This is a genomic window from Actinomadura kijaniata, assembly GCF_014138665.1.
In the GTDB taxonomy this organism is placed as follows: domain Bacteria; phylum Actinomycetota; class Actinomycetes; order Streptosporangiales; family Streptosporangiaceae; genus Spirillospora; species Spirillospora kijaniata.
This window is the reverse complement of record NZ_JACJIA010000002.1, coordinates 217,897-236,393: the sequence shown is the minus strand read 5'-3', so window position 1 is coordinate 236,393 and position 18,497 is coordinate 217,897. Positions and strand designations below refer to the sequence as shown.

The 18,497-nt window shown below is 73.2% G+C and carries 15 protein-coding genes and 1 riboswitch; of the genes, 4 read left to right on the top strand and 11 right to left on the bottom strand.

Translation table 11 applies throughout. The features are described from left to right. Position 1 precedes the first annotated feature (1 nt). The 4 genes from HNR61_RS08235 to HNR61_RS08220 all read right to left on the bottom strand — a co-directional run bounded on the left by HNR61_RS08235 (position 2) and on the right by HNR61_RS08220 (position 4,598). The gene (locus tag HNR61_RS08235; RefSeq protein ID WP_182842525.1) at positions 2 to 985 is read right to left on the bottom strand and encodes an alpha-ketoacid dehydrogenase subunit beta; all 984 of its coding nucleotides are present in this window, start codon (positions 983 to 985) and stop codon (positions 2 to 4) included. Next, positions 985 to 2,106 carry a pyruvate dehydrogenase (acetyl-transferring) E1 component subunit alpha gene (gene pdhA / locus HNR61_RS08230; RefSeq protein ID WP_182842524.1) on the bottom strand — a complete coding sequence of 374 codons (1,122 nt, stop codon included), beginning with the start codon at positions 2,104 to 2,106 and terminating at the stop codon, positions 985 to 987. The genes HNR61_RS08235 and pdhA overlap by 1 nt, the downstream gene beginning before the upstream one ends. 259 nt (positions 2,107 to 2,365) lie before the next feature. Then, entirely contained in the window at positions 2,366 to 2,917 is a 552-nt protein-coding gene (locus HNR61_RS08225) for a thymidine kinase (RefSeq protein WP_182842523.1), read from the bottom strand. A 70-nt stretch (positions 2,918 to 2,987) separates the two neighbouring features. Further along, positions 2,988 to 4,598 carry a hypothetical protein gene (locus HNR61_RS08220; protein ID WP_182842522.1) on the bottom strand — a complete coding sequence of 537 codons (1,611 nt, stop codon included), beginning with the start codon at positions 4,596 to 4,598 and terminating at the stop codon, positions 2,988 to 2,990. A 97-nt stretch (positions 4,599 to 4,695) separates the two neighbouring features. Between HNR61_RS08220 and purS the strand changes: the two genes are divergently transcribed. The 4 genes from purS (at position 4,696) to purL (ending at position 9,401) form a co-directional block, all read left to right on the top strand. Then, entirely contained in the window at positions 4,696 to 4,938 is a 243-nt protein-coding gene (gene purS / locus HNR61_RS08215; protein ID WP_067814738.1) for a phosphoribosylformylglycinamidine synthase subunit PurS, read from the top strand. 262 nt (positions 4,939 to 5,200) lie between these two features. Further along, complete coding sequence (locus HNR61_RS08210; RefSeq protein ID WP_220509135.1) at positions 5,201 to 5,647, top strand: ATP-binding protein; 447 nt, start codon at positions 5,201 to 5,203, stop codon at positions 5,645 to 5,647. A gap of 134 nt (positions 5,648 to 5,781) precedes the next feature. Then, the gene (gene purQ / locus HNR61_RS08205) at positions 5,782 to 6,462 is read left to right on the top strand and encodes a phosphoribosylformylglycinamidine synthase subunit PurQ (RefSeq protein ID WP_067814742.1); all 681 of its coding nucleotides are present in this window, start codon (positions 5,782 to 5,784) and stop codon (positions 6,460 to 6,462) included. A 596-nt stretch (positions 6,463 to 7,058) separates the two neighbouring features. Next, the gene (gene purL, locus HNR61_RS08200) at positions 7,059 to 9,401 is read left to right on the top strand and encodes a phosphoribosylformylglycinamidine synthase subunit PurL (RefSeq protein ID WP_512698959.1); all 2,343 of its coding nucleotides are present in this window, start codon (positions 7,059 to 7,061) and stop codon (positions 9,399 to 9,401) included. Between the two features lie 225 nt (positions 9,402 to 9,626). Here the strand turns inward: purL and HNR61_RS08195 are convergent, their stop codons facing one another. From HNR61_RS08195 to HNR61_RS08165, 7 genes are all read right to left on the bottom strand, one after another. After that, complete coding sequence (locus HNR61_RS08195) at positions 9,627 to 11,171, bottom strand: hypothetical protein (protein ID WP_182842520.1); 1,545 nt, start codon at positions 11,169 to 11,171, stop codon at positions 9,627 to 9,629. A gap of 59 nt (positions 11,172 to 11,230) precedes the next feature. Beyond that, positions 11,231 to 11,401, bottom strand: a complete 171-nt coding sequence (locus HNR61_RS08190) for a glycine zipper domain-containing protein (RefSeq protein WP_182842519.1) — start codon at positions 11,399 to 11,401, stop codon at positions 11,231 to 11,233. 112 nt (positions 11,402 to 11,513) lie between these two features. After that, positions 11,514 to 11,669: a glycine zipper domain-containing protein gene (locus tag HNR61_RS08185; protein WP_182842518.1), complete on the bottom strand. Its 156-nt coding sequence runs from the start codon at positions 11,667 to 11,669 to the stop codon at positions 11,514 to 11,516. Between the two features lie 51 nt (positions 11,670 to 11,720). Next, positions 11,721 to 13,784, bottom strand: a complete 2,064-nt coding sequence (locus HNR61_RS08180) for a PhoX family protein (RefSeq protein ID WP_182842517.1) — start codon at positions 13,782 to 13,784, stop codon at positions 11,721 to 11,723. 148 nt (positions 13,785 to 13,932) lie between these two features. Then, positions 13,933 to 14,898 carry a VldE C-terminal domain-containing protein gene (locus tag HNR61_RS08175; protein ID WP_182842516.1) on the bottom strand — a complete coding sequence of 322 codons (966 nt, stop codon included), beginning with the start codon at positions 14,896 to 14,898 and terminating at the stop codon, positions 13,933 to 13,935. A 3-nt stretch (positions 14,899 to 14,901) separates the two neighbouring features. Then, positions 14,902 to 15,082, bottom strand: a riboswitch (cyclic di-AMP (ydaO/yuaA leader). A gap of 164 nt (positions 15,083 to 15,246) precedes the next feature. Further along, entirely contained in the window at positions 15,247 to 16,443 is a 1,197-nt protein-coding gene (locus HNR61_RS08170; protein ID WP_182842515.1) for a S8 family peptidase, read from the bottom strand. 202 nt (positions 16,444 to 16,645) lie between these two features. Further along, positions 16,646 to 18,493, bottom strand: coding sequence for a serine/threonine-protein kinase (locus tag HNR61_RS08165; protein ID WP_182842514.1), 1,848 nt, complete (start codon positions 18,491 to 18,493; stop codon positions 16,646 to 16,648). Positions 18,494 to 18,497 lie beyond the last annotated feature (4 nt).

Here is an 18,497-nt window from a genome sequence, read left to right as displayed (position 1 = left end):
GTCACCAGCCGAACGTCCGGTCGACCGCGTCCAGGATGCGGTCGAGATCGGGCAGGTAGTGGTCCTCCAGCCGGGACGGCGGGTACGGCGTGGAGAACCCGCCGACCCGCAGCACCGGCGCCTCCAGCCGGTAGAAGCACCGCTCGGTGATCCGCGCCGCCAGCTCCGCGCCGAACCCCGAGTACACCGGCGCCTCGTGCACCACGACGCACCGCCCGGTCCGCTCCACCGACCGCACGACCGTGTCGATGTCCAGGGGGTTGAGGGAACGCAGGTCCACGACCTCCAGGCTGCGGCCCTCCTCGGCCGCCGCCGACGCCGCCTCCAGGCACGTCTTCACCGACGGGCCGTAGGCCAGCACGGTCACGTGCTCGCCGGGCTGCACGACCCGCGCGGCGTGCAGCGGCGTCCAGGCGCCCGGATCCTGCTCGACCGGCGCCTTGTCCCAGTAGCGCCGCTTGGGCTCGAAGAAGATCACCGGGTCGGGGGAGGAGATCGACTGCTGGATCATCGAGTAGGCGTCGGCGGAGTTGGAGCAGGCCACCACGCGCAGGCCGGCGGTGTGGGTGAAGTACGCCTCGGGCGACTCGGAGTGGTGCTCGACGGCCCCGATCCCGCCGCCGCACGGGATCCGCACCACGACCGGCAGGTTCAGGCGGCCCAGGGAGCGCATCCCCATCTTCGCCAGCTGGGTGATGATCTGGTCGGCGGCCGGGAACACGAAGCCGTCGAACTGGATCTCGACCACCGGCCGGTACCCGCGCAGCGCCAGCCCGATCGCGGTCCCGACGATGCCCGACTCGGCCAGCGGCGTGTCGATGACGCGCTCCTCGCCGAAGTCCTTCTGCAGCCCGTCGGTCACCCGGAACACGCCGCCGAGCTTGCCGACGTCCTCGCCCATGACCAGGACCTTGGGATCGTTCTCCATGGCCTTGCGCAGCCCCGCGTTCAGGGCCTTGGCCAGCGCCAGAGGTTCGGCGGTCATCACTCACTCCCCTCGAACGAGGCCAGATAGGCGGCGAACTGCTCCTGCTCCTCGGTGATCAGCGGATGCCCCTCGGCGTACACGTGCTCGAACATCGCCATCGGCCCCGGATCGGGCAGTTCCAGGCAGGCCTTGCGCAGGTCGCGGGCGTAGGCCTTGGCCTCGGCGTCGATCTCGTCGAAGAACTCCGCGTCCGCCAGGTCGCCGCGCACCAGGTACGCCTTGACCCGTTCGATCGGGTCCTTGAGCTTCCAGGCCTCCTCCTCGGCCTTCAGCCGGTACCGGGTCGGGTCGTCGGTGGTGGTGTGCGCGCCCATCCGGTACGTGTAGGCCTCGACCAGCATCGGGCCCTGCCCGCTGCGCGCGTTCTCCAGCGCCTTCCGCGTCACCGCCAGGCACGCGAACACGTCGTTGCCGTCCACCCGGACGCCGGGGAACCCGTAGCCCTGCGCCCGCTTGTAGAGGGGGATCCGCGACTGCTTCTCCAGCGGCTCGGAGATCGCCCACTGGTTGTTCTGGCAGAAGAACACGACGGGGGCGTTGAACACCGAGGCGAACACGAACGACTCGTTCACGTCGCCCTGCGAGGTGGCCCCGTCGCCGAAGTAGGCGATGGTCGCGCCCGCCTTGTCGGTCCCGAGGATCCCGTCGCGCTGCATGCCCATCGCGTAGCCGGTCGCGTGCAGCGTCTGGCTGCCGATCACGATGGTGTAGAGGTGGAAGCGGTACTCCTCGGGGTCCCAGCCGCCGTGGCTGACGCCCCGGAACAGGCCCAGCAGGTTGAGCGGCGGGACGTTCCGGCACCACGCCACGCCGTGCTCCCGGTAGGTGGGGAAGACCATGTCGTGCTCGCCCAGGGCCCGCCCGGACCCGATCTGCGCGGCCTCCTGCCCCAGCAGCGACGCCCAGATCCCGAGCTCGCCCTGGCGGGTGAGCGCCACCGCCTCCAGATCGACCCGCCGCACGATCACCAGGTCGCGGTACAGCCCGCGCACCTGCTCGGCGGTCAGCTCCAGGGGGTAGTCGGGGTGGTCGACGCGCTCCCCCTCGGGGGTGAGCAACTGGACGAGGTCGGCGCCCTCCTGGACGCCCGGTGCGCCGCGCACGGAGTTGATCGTCATTGATGACACTCCTCGTTCGGGGCCGGCGTCCGGGATCGCCGTTCACCGGCCGGCGTCAGTGGCCCCGCCCCCGGATAAGGGGACGAACGCCGCTGATGCCATCGTGGCAGACATCACACCCAGGGAGGCAAGTCCCCGATTACCGGTTGCCTACCCCACCCGAACCACCCGAACGCCCTTTCCAGCCCGCTGTGACCCGGCGTGTCGCCGCCGTCACCGGCGGCGGGGAGCGGGCCGCGCGGCGGCCCCGGCCGGAGCGTCAGGCCAGGCCGGCCATGAAGTGGTGGCGGCAGAGCGTCACGTACTCGTCCTCGCCGACCTGGACCAGGTCGCCGGTGTGGACCATGACGCCGTCCACGGTCCGCGCGTTGTGCGTGGCCCGCCGCCCGCACCAGCACCGCGACGACACCGGCAGCGTCGTGACCCGGTCGGCCAGCTCCACCAGCCGCCGCGACCCCTCGAACAGCCGCCCCCGGAAGTCGGTGAGGATGCCGTAGCACAGCACCTCGACCCCGAGCCCGTCCACGATCCCGGCCAGCTGCCCGATCTGCTTGGGGCTGTAGAACTGCGCCTCGTCGCACAGCACGTACGGCACGGGCGTCCGCGCGGCGATGTCGTCGTAGAGGTCGAGGCCGTCGGTGACGTCGATGGCGTCCGCCTTCAACCCCAGCCGCGACGTGATGTAGCCCGCGCCGGCCCGGTCGTTCTTGCTGTAGAGCAGCCCGCCGCCGCCCCGGCTGTGGTGCTCCTGGAGCAGGATCGTCGACTTCCCGACGTCCATGGTCCCCGTGAAGAAGACCAGCTCAGCCATCGACGAACCTTTCTCGGGACCAGCGGACCGACGGGATGATATCGGCGATCCCCGCCCGAACGCCCCGAGATCACTCCCGGGACAGGGACCTGGTCGCCCCGGCCGCCACGGTCAGGCCGAGGAGGAAGCCCGCGCACACGATCAGGTTGGCGATCCACTGGTAGATCCCCTTCGGCGCGAAGACGCGTTCCTGGCCCAGGTCGCCGATCGGCAGCAGCAGGTCGAGGGTGTAGAAGAACGCGTTGAAGTGCGGGTGGTCGTCCTCGTTCAGGATGGCCGGACGGTGCAGAGAGAAGACCACCGTCCCGAACACCAGCAGCCCCAGCAGCCAGCTCGCCGCGCGGAACGGGCGGTACCCGTAACCCACCGTCACGTCCTGCAACCAGCCGACGATCTTGCGGGGGAGGGACTGGGTCTTGCGCCGGTCGCGGGCCTTGGCCAGCAGGACCGTGCGGCCGTCGGCGTCCAGGCCCAGCGAGCGGTAGGTCTGCGCCAGCCGCTCGTAGGGCTGCGGCTGGTAGCCGTCGCGGTCGCGGCGGATCCACGCCAGGCGGTCGCGGGCCACCATGGGCGGGTCGAGGTTCTCGTACTGCAGGCCGTCGAGCTGGAGGCGTTCCGGCCAGGTCTTGGGATCGTCGCGCAGCAGGTTGAGCCGGGCGTAGGACAGGTCGACGACGCCCTTGATCGGCTCGGCGAAGTGCAGCAGGGCCTCCTCGGCCTGGAGGCGCTGGAGGCTCAGCGCCGTCTCGCCGGGGTTGGACAGCCGCGCGCCGCGCAGGCTGAGCTGGCCGGTGATCCGGGCGCCCTCGAACGACACCGACCCGTCGGCCGTGAACCCGTCGGAGCAGTACACGTCGGTCTCCACGGCCAGGTCGTTGGCGTTCAGCGCCACGTCCCCGGGGTGGGAGAGCTTCGCGCCGACCAGCGACAGGTAGCCGCCGACCCGCGCGCCGCGCAGCCGCACCGCGCCGTTGGCCGTGAAGCCGCCGTCGCAGAACACGTTCGCCGCGACGTCCAGGCGGCTGGCGTACAGGGCCGCGCCGCCCTCGTTGTGCAGGTGCGCCTGCCGGAAGATCAGCTGGCCGCCGACGCGGGCGCCGGGCAGCCGGACCTCGCCGTGCGCGGTGAACCCGTGGTCGCAGTACACGTTCGCGTCCACGGTGAGGCGGTCGCCCAGCAGCGCGTCGCCGCCGGGGTTGGCCAGCTGCACACCCGACATGTTCAGGATGCCCGCGATGTGCGCGCCGTCCAGCAGCAGGCCGCCGGTGATCCGGCTGCCCTGGAGCCACAGGTGGCCGTCGATGCGCGCGCCGGAGGCGTTCAGGCCCGGCATCCGGCACCGCATCAGGTGGACGGTGTTCATGCTCGCCCAGTACAGCAGCGGGGCCTCGTCGAACACGCAGTCGGTGAGGGTCAGCGGCACCGCCACCGAGGCGTGCCCGAGGTTGAGGTGCCCGATGATCCGGGCGCCGGTCAGGTTGACCGCCGCGACCTGCCCCGGCTCGGGCTCCACCGCTCCCGCCAGCAACGCCACCAGCACCTGCGCGCGGACCACCCGTTCGGGCCCCCAGCTCCCGGGGTCGGTGAACGCCGGGTCGCCCCCGGACAGGTCCACCACCTCACCGCGTGGAAAGGCCTCCCAGAGGCGGCGCTCGGGCGGCGACAGCTCCTCGATCTTCATCGGCGACTCCGGGGACGGGTGCTGGTGCATCGTGCCCTGTCATGGTGCCGTACGCTTCACCTCGTCAGGTAAACCAACGCACCTCAGGGGGACGATCGTGGCGCGCGTCGTCGTCGACGTCATGCTCAAGCCGGAGATCCTCGACCCGCAGGGGCAGGCGATCGTCCGCAAGCTGCCGCAGCTCGGGTTCGAGGGGGTCGCGGCCGTCCGCCAGGGCAAGCGCTTCGAGGTGGAGCTGGACGGCCCCGCCGACGAGGCCGCCCTGGAGCAGGTCCGCAAGATCGCCGAAACGCTGCTGGCGAACACGGTCATCGAGGACTTCGAGGTCCGCGTCCTCTGACACGCCCGGCCCCCGGGGAGCGCGCCGCGCCATCCGCCGGGATCGCCCGCCGCGCCGTTCCGGCCGTTGTGGGAACGGTCCAGACCGCCGGGTCGGACGCCCGCGGAGATCATGTCGCGCAATGGTCATGAAAGACCGGACAGTATAGCGATTACGGAAGATTCCACCGGGGAAGTGCTATCTGCGTCGAGTCGTCGGGCGAGCTCCGGAACCGGGGGTCCGACCAGGGGGGCCTGGGAATGACACGAGGTGACCGGTGGACATGAAGTTCTCGCTCGCGCTCCCCCGCGTGGCGCCGAGCATCCCCGTCGTCCGGCGGGTGGTGGGCGACGCGCTGCGCGCCCTCGGCGTCACGGAGGAGTGCGTCGCCGACATCCTCGTCGCCGCCTCCGAGGCCTGCACCAACGCCGTCGAACACGCCCACGCGTGCGGCAACTACGAGGTGTTCGGCCACGTGGACGAGGACACCGTCCAGCTGAAGATCATGGACTGGGGGCGCGGGCCGCGCCCGGTCCCGCCCGGCACCGGGCCGGGAAGCCTGGCCGAGTCGGGCCGCGGCATCAAGATCATGCAGGCGCTGGTGGACGACCTCGACATCGACTCCGGTCCCGACCGCGGCACCGTCGTTCACCTGCGGAAGCGCTTGACCTGGCGAGACGAGGCCCTCAACCGCCGCCTCGAACGCCGTCTCATGCACAGCGCCGGGTAGATTGGGACGCGCGCGGGGGGTTTTCGACGCGTAACGGTTGACCGGTGGTACCCGCCGCCGTCGCCGGCCGCCCTCATACGCAGTAGCGCCTGCCGCCACGGCGGGCAAGGATCGCAGGCGAAGGAACAGAAGCGATGGATGCTGCCCGGGTCGGGGTCATCACCTTCCCAGGTTCACTCGATGATCGCGACGCCGCACGTGCGGTGAGGCTGGCCGGAGCCCAGCCCGTCGCGCTCTGGCATGCCGATCACGACCTGCAGGGGGTGGACGCCGTCGTCCTGCCCGGCGGGTTCTCCTACGGCGACTACCTGCGCGCGGGCGCGATCTCGGCCGCCGCGCCGATCATGGCCGAGGTGAAGGCCGGCGCGAACGCGGGCCTGCCGGTGCTCGGCATCTGCAACGGTTTCCAGGTCCTGTGCGAGGCGCACCTGCTGCCCGGCGCGCTGCTGCGCAACGTCGGGCTGCACTTCGTCTGCCGCGACCAGCGGCTGCGCGTCGACAACGCCGACACCGCGTGGACCTCCGACTACAGCCCCGGCCAGGAGATCGTCATCCCGGTCAAGAACGCCGACGGACGGTACACCGCCGACGACGACACGCTGAAGGCGCTGGAGTCCGAGGGCCGGGTCGTGGCGCGCTACCTGGACCTGAACCCCAACGGCTCGCTCAACGACATCGCGGGCATCACCAACGAGGCCGGCAACGTGGTCGGCCTGATGCCGCACCCCGAGCACGCCGTGGAGTCCCTCACCGGCCCGTCCACCGACGGGCTCGGCTTCTTCACCTCGATCATCAAGAGATTGGTCAACGCGTGAGTGAGCAGCGTCCCACCGTTCCGGGCGATCCGGCCGACAAGGGCGGCGAGGAGCCGACGCTGGAGTGGTTCGCCGACCTGAAGGACGACGCCGACGACCCCGAGCTGCACGCCGTGAACCCCGCGGTCACCCAGGCGTACGAGGCGATCCTGGAAGAGAACGAGGAGGCGCGGCCGGACCGCGCCGAGCAGGCGCCGCAGGCGCCGGAGACCCCTGAGGCCCCGGCCCCTCTCCCGCAGTCGCCGGCGTTCGAGCAGCCGCGGTTCGAGCAGGAGCGGTTCGAGCAGCCGCAGTTCGACCAGCCGCCCGCCGCGCGGGCTCCCGAGATGTTCCAGGACCCCGCGGCGTCGCCCGCGCCGGTGCCGGGCGCCTCCTGGACGGTCCAGCCGCCGTCCGACCCGCCCGCCGCCGAGCCGGCGCCCGGCGAGCCCGGCGGGCACCCCGAGGGCGCCGTCCGCGACTTCGTGCAGGCGCTGGCCGCCGAGGGCACCTCGGTCCCGCCGGAGCGGCCCGCCGAGCCGCGGCCCGTCCCGGCCGGACCCGACGCGTCCGGCCCGCAGGCCGCGCTCCCGGCCGACTACGAGGCCGAGGTCCCGCTGCCCGAGCCCGCCGCGTCCCCCACCGCCCCGGTCCCCGCGGCCCCGGCTCCCGCCGCGCACGCCGAGCCGGACCTCGGGACCGACACCGTCGCCGTCGCGGCCCGGACCCCGGACCGCAGGCAGCCCCACGTCGAGCTCGGCATGAACGACGAGGAGTACCGGCGGGTCCGGGACATCCTGGGCCGCCGCCCCACCTCCGCCGAGCTGGCGATCTACTCGGTGATGTGGAGCGAGCACTGCTCCTACAAGTCGTCCAAGGTGCACCTGCGCCAGTTCGGCAGCAAGGCCCCCAAGACCGACGCGCTGCTGGTCGGCATGGGCGAGAACGCCGGCGTCGTCGACATCGGCAACGGCTGGGCCGTCACGTTCAAGGTCGAGTCGCACAACCACCCGTCCTACGTCGAGCCCTACCAGGGCGCGGCGACCGGCGTCGGCGGCATCGTCCGCGACATCATGTCGATGGGCGCGCGCCCGGTCGCCGTCATGGACTCGCTGCGGTTCGGCCCCGCCGACGCGCCCGACACCCAGCGGGTGCTGCCGGGCGTCGTGGCGGGCATCGGCGGCTACGGCAACTCCCTGGGCCTGCCCAACATCGGCGGCGAGACCGTCTTCGACGCCTGCTACGCCCAGAACCCGCTGGTGAACGCCCTGTGCGTGGGCGTGATGAAGCACGAGGACATCAAGCGCGCCACGGCCCCCGGCCCCGGCAACAAGGTGATCCTGTTCGGCGCGCTGACCGGCCCCGACGGCATCGGCGGCGCGTCGGTGCTGGCCTCGGCGAGCTTCGACGACGAGTCGCACGCCAAGCGGCCCAGCGTGCAGGTCGGCGACCCGTTCACCGAGAAGCTGCTGATCGAGTGCTGCCTGGAGCTGTTCGGCGAGGACCTGGTCGTCGGCATCCAGGACCTCGGCGCGGCCGGGGTGTCCTGCGCCACCACCGAGCTGGCGGCGGCCGGGACCGGCGGCATGCACGTGGACCTGGACGCCGTTCCGCTGCGCGACTCGACCCTGCGCCCTGAGGAGATCCTCATGAGCGAGTCGCAGGAGCGCATGATGGCGGTCGTCGAGCCCGCCAAGGTCGAGCGGTTCATGGAGATCTGCGGCCGGTGGGAGATCCCCGCCACCGTCATCGGCGAGGTGACCGACACCGGCCGCCTGGTGATGACCTGGCGCGGCGAGACCATCGTGGACATCCCGCCGGGCACCGCCGCCGACGAGGGCCCGGTGTACGAGCGGCCGTTCGCGCCGCCCGCCGACCTGGGCGCGCTCCAGGCCGACACGCCCGGCCGCCTCACCCGCCCGACCTCGGGCGACGAGCTGCGCCGCACGGTGCTGTGGCTGGCCGGCTCGCCGAACCTGGCCAGCAAGACCTGGGTGACGTCGCAGTACGACCGGTACGTGCTGGGCAACACCGTCCTCGCGATGCCGGAGGACGCCGGCGTCGTCCGCATCGACGACGAGACGGGCCTCGGCATCGCGCTGTCGCTGGACGGCAACGGCCGGTACACCCGCCTCGACCCGTACGCGGGCGCGCAGCTGGCGCTGTCGGAGGCGTACCGCAACGTCGCCGCCACCGGCGCCCGCCCGCTGGCCGTCACCAACTGCCTGAACTTCGGCTCGCCGGAGGACCCGGGCGTGATGTGGCAGTTCGCCAGGGCCGTCGAGGGCCTGGCCGACGCGTGCCAGTACCTGGGCGTCCCGGTGACCGGCGGCAACGTGTCGTTCTACAACCAGACCGGCGACCAGCCGATCAACCCGACGCCGGTCATCGGCGTACTGGGCGTCCACGACGACGTCCGCCGCCGCGTGAACATGTCGCTGACCTCCGAGGGCGCGACGATCGCGCTGCTGGGCGAGACCCGCGAGGAGTTCGGCGGCTCCGAATGGGCGCACGTCGTCTACGGCCACCTGGGCGGCCTGCCGCCGAAGGTGGACCTGGCCGCCGAGGCCGCGCTGGCCTCCGTGCTGATCGCCGCGATGCGGGAGGGCCTGCTGACCGCGGCGCACGACCTGTCCGACGGCGGCCTGTCGCAGACGCTGGTCGAGTCCTGCCTGCGCGGCGGGCTCGGCGCGCGGATCACGCTGGCCGGGGACCCGTTCGTGGCGCTGTTCAGCGAGTCGGTGGCCCGTGCCATGGTCGCGGTCCGCCCCGGCGGCGAGGCCCGCCTGGCGGCCCTGTGCGAGCAGGCCGGGGTCCCGGTCACGCAGATCGGCGTGGCGGGCGGCGACGCCCTGACGGTCAACGGCTACGGCGCGGAGGGCGAGCACGAGCTGTTCTCGGTCCCGCTGCTGGAGCTGCGCGAGGCCCACGAGCACACGCTCCCGAGCTACGCGAGCTGACCGCCCGAGCGCGAAGGCGCCCGGCCTCCTCGTCGGAGGCCGGGCGCCTTCGTGTTCTCCCGCATCGCTCCCCCGCGGAGCGGTCGGACGGCGCGACCGACCGCTCACGGCCCTCGCGCCGGCCTCGATGGAGGAACGCGTCCCATCCTGGGCGGAACGGGCCCGCGTTCATAGAAGCCGGGGCACCCAACGGCGGGGACCGGCTCTAGTGCCCCGGAACCAGTCTCAGGGCCGTTCACGGGCGGCGGCGAGCAGTTCCGGCAGGGTTCCCCCGAAGTCCGGCAGCAGGTCCAGCAGCGCCGTCCAGAAGCCCGGTGGCGCCTCGCGCGCGGCCTCCTCCACCAGCCGGACGAGGCCGCCGAGGAACCGGTTCTCGGCCGGGGTGGTCCGGTGGGTCAGGGTGTAGGCGAACACGAGGACGACCCGGGCGGGGCGGCCGGTCGTCAGGATCTCCTCGTCCGGCAGGAGCCCGGTGGTGTGGATCCGGTTCAGTACGCCCTCGGCGTGGTAGATCCTGTGCAGCGCGGTCACGGCGGCGCGGGCCGCCTCCGGGCTCTGGGTCGCCACCAGCTCGTGCAGGCCGGTCGAGCCGCGGGAGGGCAGTGCCCGGGCGAGCGCCGCCGGGAAGCCCGGGCGGCCGGCCAGGGCGCCCAGGACGTGGTCCGGCAGCGATCTCCGCCGCTGGGCCCGGACCAGCGCGCGCCAGTCGGGCGGGCCCTGCTCGCCGCACGCCGCCGTCAGCAGCGCCTCGGCCCTGATCGCGTCGGGGCAGGACCGCAGCGCCGCGATCAGGTCCGTGGGCCGCCGCGCCGGGAAACGGGCCGCCAGCAGGCGGCGCAGGGGCACGTTGTAGACGGCCGCGCTCCGGTTGGACGAGTCCAGCGACGAGTACAGCCCGTGCGCCCACACCCGCGTCGCGGGCTCGCACTGGGAGCCGTAGACCCAGCGCGCGAACAGTTCGCGGGGCGGCACCCCGGACTCGGCGAGCCGGTCCACGATCATGGCCGTCAGCGCGTCCCGCGCCCGCAGGCTCCGGGCGGGGTCCGCCATCGCGCCCAGCGTCCGGTCGGGCAGTCCGGCGACCGCCCCGGTCAGCACCGCGTCGGGGGCCTGGGCCAGGACGCGCAGGTCGGCGCGGTCGGCGGGCACGGCCGGGCGCCGCCGGGCCACGCGCACGAGGTGGTCGAACGTCCAGGGATGCCCGGGGAGCGACGCGGAGGCCGCCAGCCAGGCGGACCGGTCGGTCCCGAGCCGGCTCCACAGCAGCACGCCCGCGCACTCCCAGAACGCGCGCACCTGCGGGCGGTGGTTGTGGTCGTAGCCGTCGACCGCCCGCACCAGCAGGTTCAGGTGCGGTGTGCCGAGGATCATCTCCTCCACGTTCCTCTGGGACAGCTCGGCCCGCAGGAACGACGGGCGCATCTCCCCGATCCGCTCCGCCGCGGCCCGGATCGCCCACCGGGGCGCCGGCGCCCGGCGTACGACGAGCCGGTTGGCGACCCCGCTGTCCCAGGGCGTCAGCAGCTCCGTGACGAACGCCTCGGGGCAGTCGGTCCGCGCGACCAGGACCCGGCGCTGCACCCGGCCGAACGGCGCGCGCCGGTGCTCGGCCGCCAGCCCCGCCCAGTCCGGCGGGCCCGACGCGTCCAGGAGGGCGTCGCCGTCCAGCACCGAGGGGACCGCGCGCAGCCGTTCGGCGACCTCGGCGACCGGCCGCGCCGGAGGCCGGGGGGACGGGTCGGGCAGCTCCGCCTGGGCCGCGTCCCGCACGTCGGGGGAGAGCAGCGAGGCCGCCCGCCAGAGCAGCCTGCGATCCCACCCCGCCGGGTTCAGCGCTTCCCGCCGAGGCCGTGACCGAGGGCGACGCCGAACAGCAGCCCGAGGGACAGCCCGAGGGCGAGGTCGCCCAGCGCGAGGCCCAGGGCCGCGCCCAGCGCGAGCCCGACGCCGAGCCCCGACGCCCGCCGCGCGCCCGCCCCCTCGTCCCTGCCGTCCTCCATGCCAACCAACCCCCTGGTCGTGGTCACCGCGAACGGGGATGGGACGCACGTCGCCGCGGCGTGGTTTCCTCGCCCGGACCCGCGTCCGGCCGTCCCGTGGACGGCCGGACGGTCATCGTCTGGCGTAGGAGGAGCCCAGGGCGACGCCCAGCGTGAGCCCGATGGCCATGCCGAACGCCGTGTTCTCCATCACGGCCGCGAGCGCCGCCCCGATGAGGACTCCGAGGACCAGGCCCAGACCGAGGCCCGACACCGCCTTCTTGTTCATCCGATCCCCCCTCGCCACACGTGATCGATTCTGGCAGAGGGGGGAACCGGGTCAGGCGCCGATGTCGCGCCCCCGCTCGTGCCAGACCGACACCACCGACGGGCGCGGCTGGTCGCCGTCGGGCCAGCGGCTGGCGGGCTTGTCGGGGCTGGCGCCGGTGATCTCGCCGGGGTGCTGGACCGCGACGAACACCGTCTTCTGGTCCTTGGTGATCAGCGGTCCGCAGGTCTCCGCGCCGTAGGGGACGGTGAGGAACTGCCGGACGTGGCCGCGCTCCCGGCCCTGCACCGGCATCGCGAACAGGCCGTCGTTGGAGCCCAGCGCGTTGCCGTCGGTGGAGATCCACAGGTTGCCGTCGGAGTCGAACGTCAGGTTGTCCGGGCAGGAGATCGGGCTGACCTTCGACTTGTCGTACCCGGCGAAGTAGGTCGCGGGGTCCTTGGGGTCTCCGGCCACCAGCGGGACGCTCCACCGGAACGTCGTCGCGCCCGCGTCGTTGCCGCGCTCGACGATCTCCAGGATGTGGCCGTGCTTGTTGGCGGGGCGCGGGTTGGCCTCGTCGACCTGCCCGGGGGTGCGGCGGGTGTTGTTGGTGAGCGCGACGTAGATCGCGCCGGTCCTCGGGTTGCGCTCGATGTCCTCGGGGCGGTCCATCTTGGTCGCGCCGACCTTGTCGGCGGCCAGGCGGGTGTGGACGAGCACCTCGGCGGCCGTCATGCCCGGCACGAGGCTCCGGTCGCCGCGCACCAGCGGGATCCACTCGCCGGACCCGTCGAACGCGCCGTCGGAGGGCAGCTTCCCGGAGCCGTCGATCTCCGCCTCGGGGCTGTCGCCGGTGAACTTCGCCACGTAGAGGGTGCCGTGGTCCAGCAGCTTCATGTTGTGGCGGCGCGAGCCCGGCACGTACCGGCCCGACGACACGAACTTGTAGATGTAGTCGAAGCGCTCGTCGTCGCCCATGTAGATGACGGCGCGCTTGTCCCGCGACAGGGTGCTGGTGGCGGCCTCGTGCTTGAAGCGGCCGAGGTGGGTGCGCTTGCGCGGGGCCGAGTGCGGGTCGAACGGGTCGATCTCGACGATCCAGCCGAAGCGGTTGGCCTCGTTGGGGTGCTTGGAAAGGTCGAAGCGCTCCTCGACGCGGTCCCAGCGGCGGCTGTCGTCGGGGACGTTCGTGGGGACGCCGTACCGGTCGAACGCGGGCTTGGCCTCGGCGGGGACGCCGTTGGTGGCCACGAAGTACTGGTTGAAGTTCTCCTCGGCGGTGAGGACCGTGCCCCACGGGGAGACGCCGCCGGCGCAGTTGTTCAGCATGCCGTACACCTCGCGGCCGCGCGGGTCGGCGGCGGTGCGCAGCAGCGGGTGCCCGGCGGCCGGGCCGGTGAGGACCATCTTGGTGTGGGCGGTGACGCGCCGGTTGAAGCGGCGGCGGCCCCTGGTGACCAGCTTCCACCGCCCGGTGCGGCCGACGCGCTCGATCTCCACGACCGAGCCGCCGTGCGCGGCCATCGCGATCCGGATCTGCTGCTCGGTCGCGGCCGCCCCGCCCTGGTAACCGCGGAACATCAGCTCTTCGTCGGTGTACTCGTGGTTCACCCACAGCAGCGCGCGGTCGCGGCCCATCGGGAAGAACGTCACGTAGTCGCAGTTGTAGCCGAACTGCCTGGCCTGCGCCTCGGGCGTCTGCCGGTCGAAGTCGAACTTCGGCGCGCCCGGCAGCACGGGGTCGCCCCAGCCCACCACGACCGACGCCTCGTACCCGTCGGGCACGGTGACCTTGTCGTCCTGGTTGGGCGCGACCGGGGTGAAGCGCAGCCGGTGCCCGCCACCGCCGGGCCGGGCCGGGGCCGCCGGGGCGGCGGGCGCGGCGTACGCGGGGGCGGCGGAGGCGGCGGCTCCCGCGCCGACCACCAGCGCGCCGAGCGCGCCCGCCCGCAGCATCCCGCGCCGCGACAGATGGTCGGCCAGGATGTCGCCGAAGTAGGCGTTGCCGCTGGTGTTGGGCACCGGGTGGTCGCAGGCGTTGCCGCAACGGTACTTGCACGTGAGCGCGTCGCGTCCGCCGTGGCGCGGGACCGACAGAAGCGGGAGCGCGCGCCTGACCTGGCGTTCTGCCACGAATCCTCCTAGATGAACCGATTCGCGGAAACGCTAGGGAGCCCAGGGATGCGTTCGGTCAACGCCAGGTGAACGGAAGGGGCAGAAACGGCAAAAGCCCCTGGTGGAGCCGGGAGAGGTCCACCAGGGGCCGCGCGCCGGGGCCGGTCTAGTAGACCGAGATGTGGACGTGGTCGTAGTGGTTCGCGGTCACGCCGCCGCGGTTGCTCATGGAGCGCCAGCCGGGGCTGTGCATCGAGTAGATGCGCTGCCGCCAGATCACGTAGTTGATGCCGAGCCTGCGGCCGTGGGCGATGGCGTAGGCGGCGGCGCGGTCGCCGAGCGACTGGGCCGCGCCGGTCGCCATCTGGCCGCCGGTGGTCACCATGAAGTCGCAGGCCATGCCGCGGGCGTGGTCCTGGGGGTCGCCGGTGGTGCGCACGCAGCCGATCTGCGGGAACGGACCGGTCTCCCGGTCGAGCTCGTCCTTGACCTGCTTCATGCGCGGGGTGATGCCGCCCAGGCCGAAGGCCGGCGACTGCGGCTTGAACTTCTTCATCAGGGACTGGATGCGCCTCTTCTGCGACCGCAGGTCCGCGATCTCCTTCTCCAGCTCCTGGATCTTCCTGTCGGCCTCCTGCTTGGCCTTCTCCTGGTCGACGACGAGCTGCTGGATCTGCTGGACCTTGGCCGACTTGTTCTGCGCCAGGTGCGTGGACAGGCTCATCGCGGCCAGCACGTTGGAGGGGTCGCCGGCGGTGAGGACCTGGACGGTCGGGTCGCCGCCGCCGGTCATGTACTGGTTGGCGGCCAGCTCGGCGACCAGGTTCCGGGACGCGTCCAGCTCGGCGCGCAGGTCCTTGGCCCGCTGGATCGCCCGGTTGGCGTCGAACTGCACGTCCCGCAGCTTGGCCAGGTCGCCGCCGAGCGACCTCTCCAGCTGGTCGACCTGCTTGTTGAGCTGCCGGAAGCGGGCGTTGTCACCCGGCTCGGCCACCGCCGGCGGGGCGGTCGCGGTGGCACCGGCCAGCATCGGCACGGCTCCGGCGAGGGCCGCGAGGGCCAAGGCGGCGCGCCGACCGGGCCGACCCGTGCGCCGGCCGGTATGCGGGCCGGTGGAGGTGGGGGTCTCCACGTCGTCTCCTCTCCTCGGTCGCCTACCGGGTTAGCTGACGGGTTCGGGCGCGGAGGCCGCCCTGTCACCGCCCGGGCGGTGAGTTCACCCCGGCCGGGGACGGCCCGCGTCGTCCGCGGTCCGTCCCCGGCGAATGGGTCCCCGGCTCCCGGGCATGGGCCTCGGGACTCGGCTCGATCCGGCCGGCCCGCCCCGGCGCTCCGGGAGACGCGACCGACCGAAAGTCAACGAACGGCAACGAGACATCCGTCGCCTCGCCAAGATTAAACCCCGCTGGCCGATGGGGAGGCCCGGATGCCCGTGAGCCCGGCTCCCTGGTGGGAGCCGGGCCATCTTACGTGAGCGGACTCACAGATTGCTCTTGTAGAGCAGTCTGTTGGGAGTGCCGCGCGGGATTCGCCCGAGAGCGTTCGGGGTGGAGTTGCCGATGATCCACTTGAACACCGTGTCGGACGAGGCGGTCTTGCGGGTGCCCAGGTACAGCGCGGCGACCCCGGCGGCGTGCGGGGAGGCCATCGACGTGCCGGTGTCGCCGCCGCGGCGGCCGTTCGGGAGCGTCGAGTACACGCCGTAGCCGGGCGCGAAGACGTCCACGCAGCGGCCGTGGTCGGAGAAGGTGGCGCGGTTGTCGTACTTGGTGGACGCGCCGACCGCCATCACGCGGCTCGCCGAGGCGGGCGAGGACTGGCAGGCGTCGTTGCCCTCGTTGCCCGCCGCGACCGAGACGAACACGCCGGCCTTGGCCAGGTTGTCGGCGGCCTTGTTCAGGGCGGGGGAGACCGCCTCCACGCCGAGCGACATGTTGGCGACGGCGGGCTTGGCGGCGTTCAGGCGGACCCAGTTGAGCCCGGCGATGACGTCGGACAGCTCGCCGTTGCCCTCGCAGTCGAGCACCTTGACCGCGCGGAGCTGGACGCCCTTGGCGACGCCGTAGGTCTTGGACCCGATGGTGCCCGCCACGTGGGTGCCGTGGGACATGCAGCTCGGCGGCTCGTCCTTGAGGGCCGGGGCGGTCCAGGCGGCCTTGGCGCGCCCGCCGAAGTCGGGGTGGCGGACGTCGATGCCGTCGTCGATGACGTAGGCGGTGACCCCCTTGCCGGTGGACCGGTAGGTGTAGGTCTTGGACAGCTTCTCGCCGCGCTGGTCGATGCGGTCCAGGCCCCACGGCAGCGGGGCCTTCTGGGTGGTGAGCGCCTTGACCACGCGGTCGGGCTCGATCGCCTCGACGCGGCGGTCGTTGCGCAGCGCGTTGAGCTGCCCGGCGTCCAGCTTGGCGGCGAAGCCGTTGAGCGCGCCGCTCAGCTTCTCGATCCGGGGCTTGGCGCGCGACGCCGACCGGACCTGCCCGATGGGGCCGTCCAGGGACGCGCCGTCCTTCACCGTGACGATGTACTTGCCGGGGATCTCCGGGCTGTTCCCCGCGGCGGTCGTCTGGACCGGGACGGGGTCGCTGTCGGGCGCGGCCAGCACGGGCACCGTGGCGACCGCTCCGACGGCGGTGGCGACGGCGCCGACGAGCAGCGCCCTTCGGGGAGCAACGCGCAAAGGGGGGTCTCCTTCAGTCGCGCGGGCCCGCCCGGCGGGCGTCCCGCAGCAGAGATCGAAGAACTCGCTGGAGGCACCTTAATGGATCTATTGCGGGCTTAACCGGCGGGTTTCGCTTAATAACCGCAAAACGGACCCAAGGTGGCGGGACGCGGTGTGACCGAACTCACACGGAACCGGTGGGACGGCGGGGACGGAGGGGTCAGGTCTTGCGGAGCGTCGCCGCGTACCCCCGGGCGCTGCCGGGCTTGCTCCACTCGTAGCGCAGCGACCCGTCGCCGTTGCGGGTGACCCGGATGTTGCCCGCCGAGCACGGCTTGGCGATGTCCAGGGTCATCTGGAGGCTGCTGCCGGTCCCCCTGGCCAGCGTCAGCGTCCCGTTGCACCCCTCCTTGGGGTACACCGCGCGGGCCGTGGTGCCGCCCGCCTCGAACGTCACCTCCACCGGGAACGTCACCCCGCTGGCGGTGTTGGTCGCGGTGCCCTTCCAGGTGCCGCCGAACGCCCCCGGGATCGTCCGGACCGCCTGCGCGTCGGAACCGTTCGAGGGACCGGGGCCTTCCGGGTCGTCCTCGCGCAGCTGCGGCCACAGCACCAGCGCGATGATCGCGACGCCGACCAGCACGCCGATGGTCAGCGACAGCGCGACGCCCAGCACGTGGTTGTGGGTGCCCCGGCGCAGCTTCGGCAGCGTCAGCACCGCCGTGCCCTCGCGCCGGCCCGGCTCGACGGGGTCCAGGCCGGGGATCAGGTCCGGCGGGGACGCGTCGAACATCGCCGTGGCCTGCGCGTCGGCCGGATCTCCGGCGACGGCGGGCAGGGCCTGCGTCGCGCCGTCGTCCTGGACCGGGTTGTCCCGGCGGGTGACGGCGGCGCCCTCCGGCGACCCGTCCTCCCGGGCGGGGGCCCCGCCCAGCGCCGCGTACGGGGCCGTGAGCGCCGGAACGGGGCTGGCGGTCGGCTCGGTGGCCTTCGTGAGCGGCACCCGGACGGGCTCGGGGGTCTCCACCGGCTCGCGGGCGGGGGCCGGGCCGGGAGGGGACGCCGCCTCCGGCTCGCGCGGCGGCGCGGCCTCCCGGACGGGCGCGGCCTCCCGGACGGGCGCCGGTCCGGGGGCGGGCGCCGGTTCGGGGGCGGGCGCCCGTTCGCGGGCGGGCACGGCGCCGGTGGCCAGCGCGCGGCCCTCCGCCACCATCTCGGCGGGCATCCGCCCGGCGAGGGACTCGTCCTCGGCCAGCAGGCGCTCCAGCAGGGCCGCCGAGGTGGGCCGGTCGGCGGGGTCCTTGGCCAGCGCGTCGGAGACGACCTCGCGGAGCGAGTCGGGCAGCTCCGCCAGGTCGGGATCGTCGTAGACGATGCGCTGCATCACCTCCGCCGGGGAGTCGTCGCCGAACGGCGGCGCGCCCGTCGCCGCGAACAGCAGCGTCGCCGCCCACGCGAACACGTCGGCCGCCGGGCCGATCCCGATCCCGCTGAGCTGCTCGGGGGCCTGGTAGGCGGGGTCCTCCACGACCCGTCCGGCCGGGAAGGCGTTCACCGCCTCCAGCGCCCGCGTCACGCCGAAGTCGCACACGCGGGGCCCGTCCGGGCCCAGCAGCACGTTGCCGGGCTTGAAGTCCAGGTGCAGCGCGCCCGCCCGGTGCACGGCGGCCAGCGCGACCGCCGTGCCCACGGCGATCCGCTCCACGACGGCCCCGCCGCGCGGGCCCTCCTCGGCCACGAGCTGGTGCAGCGAGGGCCCGTCGACCAGCTCGCCGACCACGTAGGGCCGGTCCCGCTCCACGCCCGCGTCCAGCACCGCCGCGCAGCAGAACCCGGAGATCTTGCGGGCCGGGGCCAGCGCCGCGGTGAACCGGGAGCGCGCCACCGGCTCACCGCTCAGCCGCACGTGCAGCAGCTTCACCGCGACGGGACGTCCGTCCGGGCCACCGCCGAGGAACACCGCGCCGTGCTCGCCCACTCCGAGCCGTCCGGTGATGTCGTACTCGCCGAGCCGTCGCGGGTCGCCGGGCTGCAACGGCAGCGCCCCGGCGGTCAGCCCCTCGGCCATCGAC

Bases quoted from the DNA above. Each gene is read 5' to 3' on its own strand.
- pdhA (WP_182842524.1), bottom strand. From the start codon at position 2,106: ATGACGATCAACTCCGTGCGCGGCGCACCGGGCGTCCAGGAGGGCGCC.
- HNR61_RS08225 (WP_182842523.1), bottom strand. From the start codon at position 2,917: ATGGCTGAGCTGGTCTTCTTCACGGGGACCATGGACGTCGGGAAGTCG.
- HNR61_RS08220 (WP_182842522.1), bottom strand. From the start codon at position 4,598: ATGAAGATCGAGGAGCTGTCGCCGCCCGAGCGCCGCCTCTGGGAGGCC.
- purQ (WP_067814742.1), top strand. From the start codon at position 5,782: ATGGATGCTGCCCGGGTCGGGGTCATCACCTTCCCAGGTTCACTCGAT.
- HNR61_RS08235 (WP_182842525.1), bottom strand. From the start codon at position 985: ATGACCGCCGAACCTCTGGCGCTGGCCAAGGCCCTGAACGCGGGGCTG.
- HNR61_RS08190 (WP_182842519.1), bottom strand. From the start codon at position 11,401: ATGGAGGACGGCAGGGACGAGGGGGCGGGCGCGCGGCGGGCGTCGGGG.
- HNR61_RS08165 (WP_182842514.1), bottom strand. From the start codon at position 18,493: ATGGCCGAGGGGCTGACCGCCGGGGCGCTGCCGTTGCAGCCCGGCGAC.
- HNR61_RS08210 (WP_220509135.1), top strand. From the start codon at position 5,201: ATGAAGTTCTCGCTCGCGCTCCCCCGCGTGGCGCCGAGCATCCCCGTC.
- HNR61_RS08185 (WP_182842518.1), bottom strand. From the start codon at position 11,669: ATGAACAAGAAGGCGGTGTCGGGCCTCGGTCTGGGCCTGGTCCTCGGA.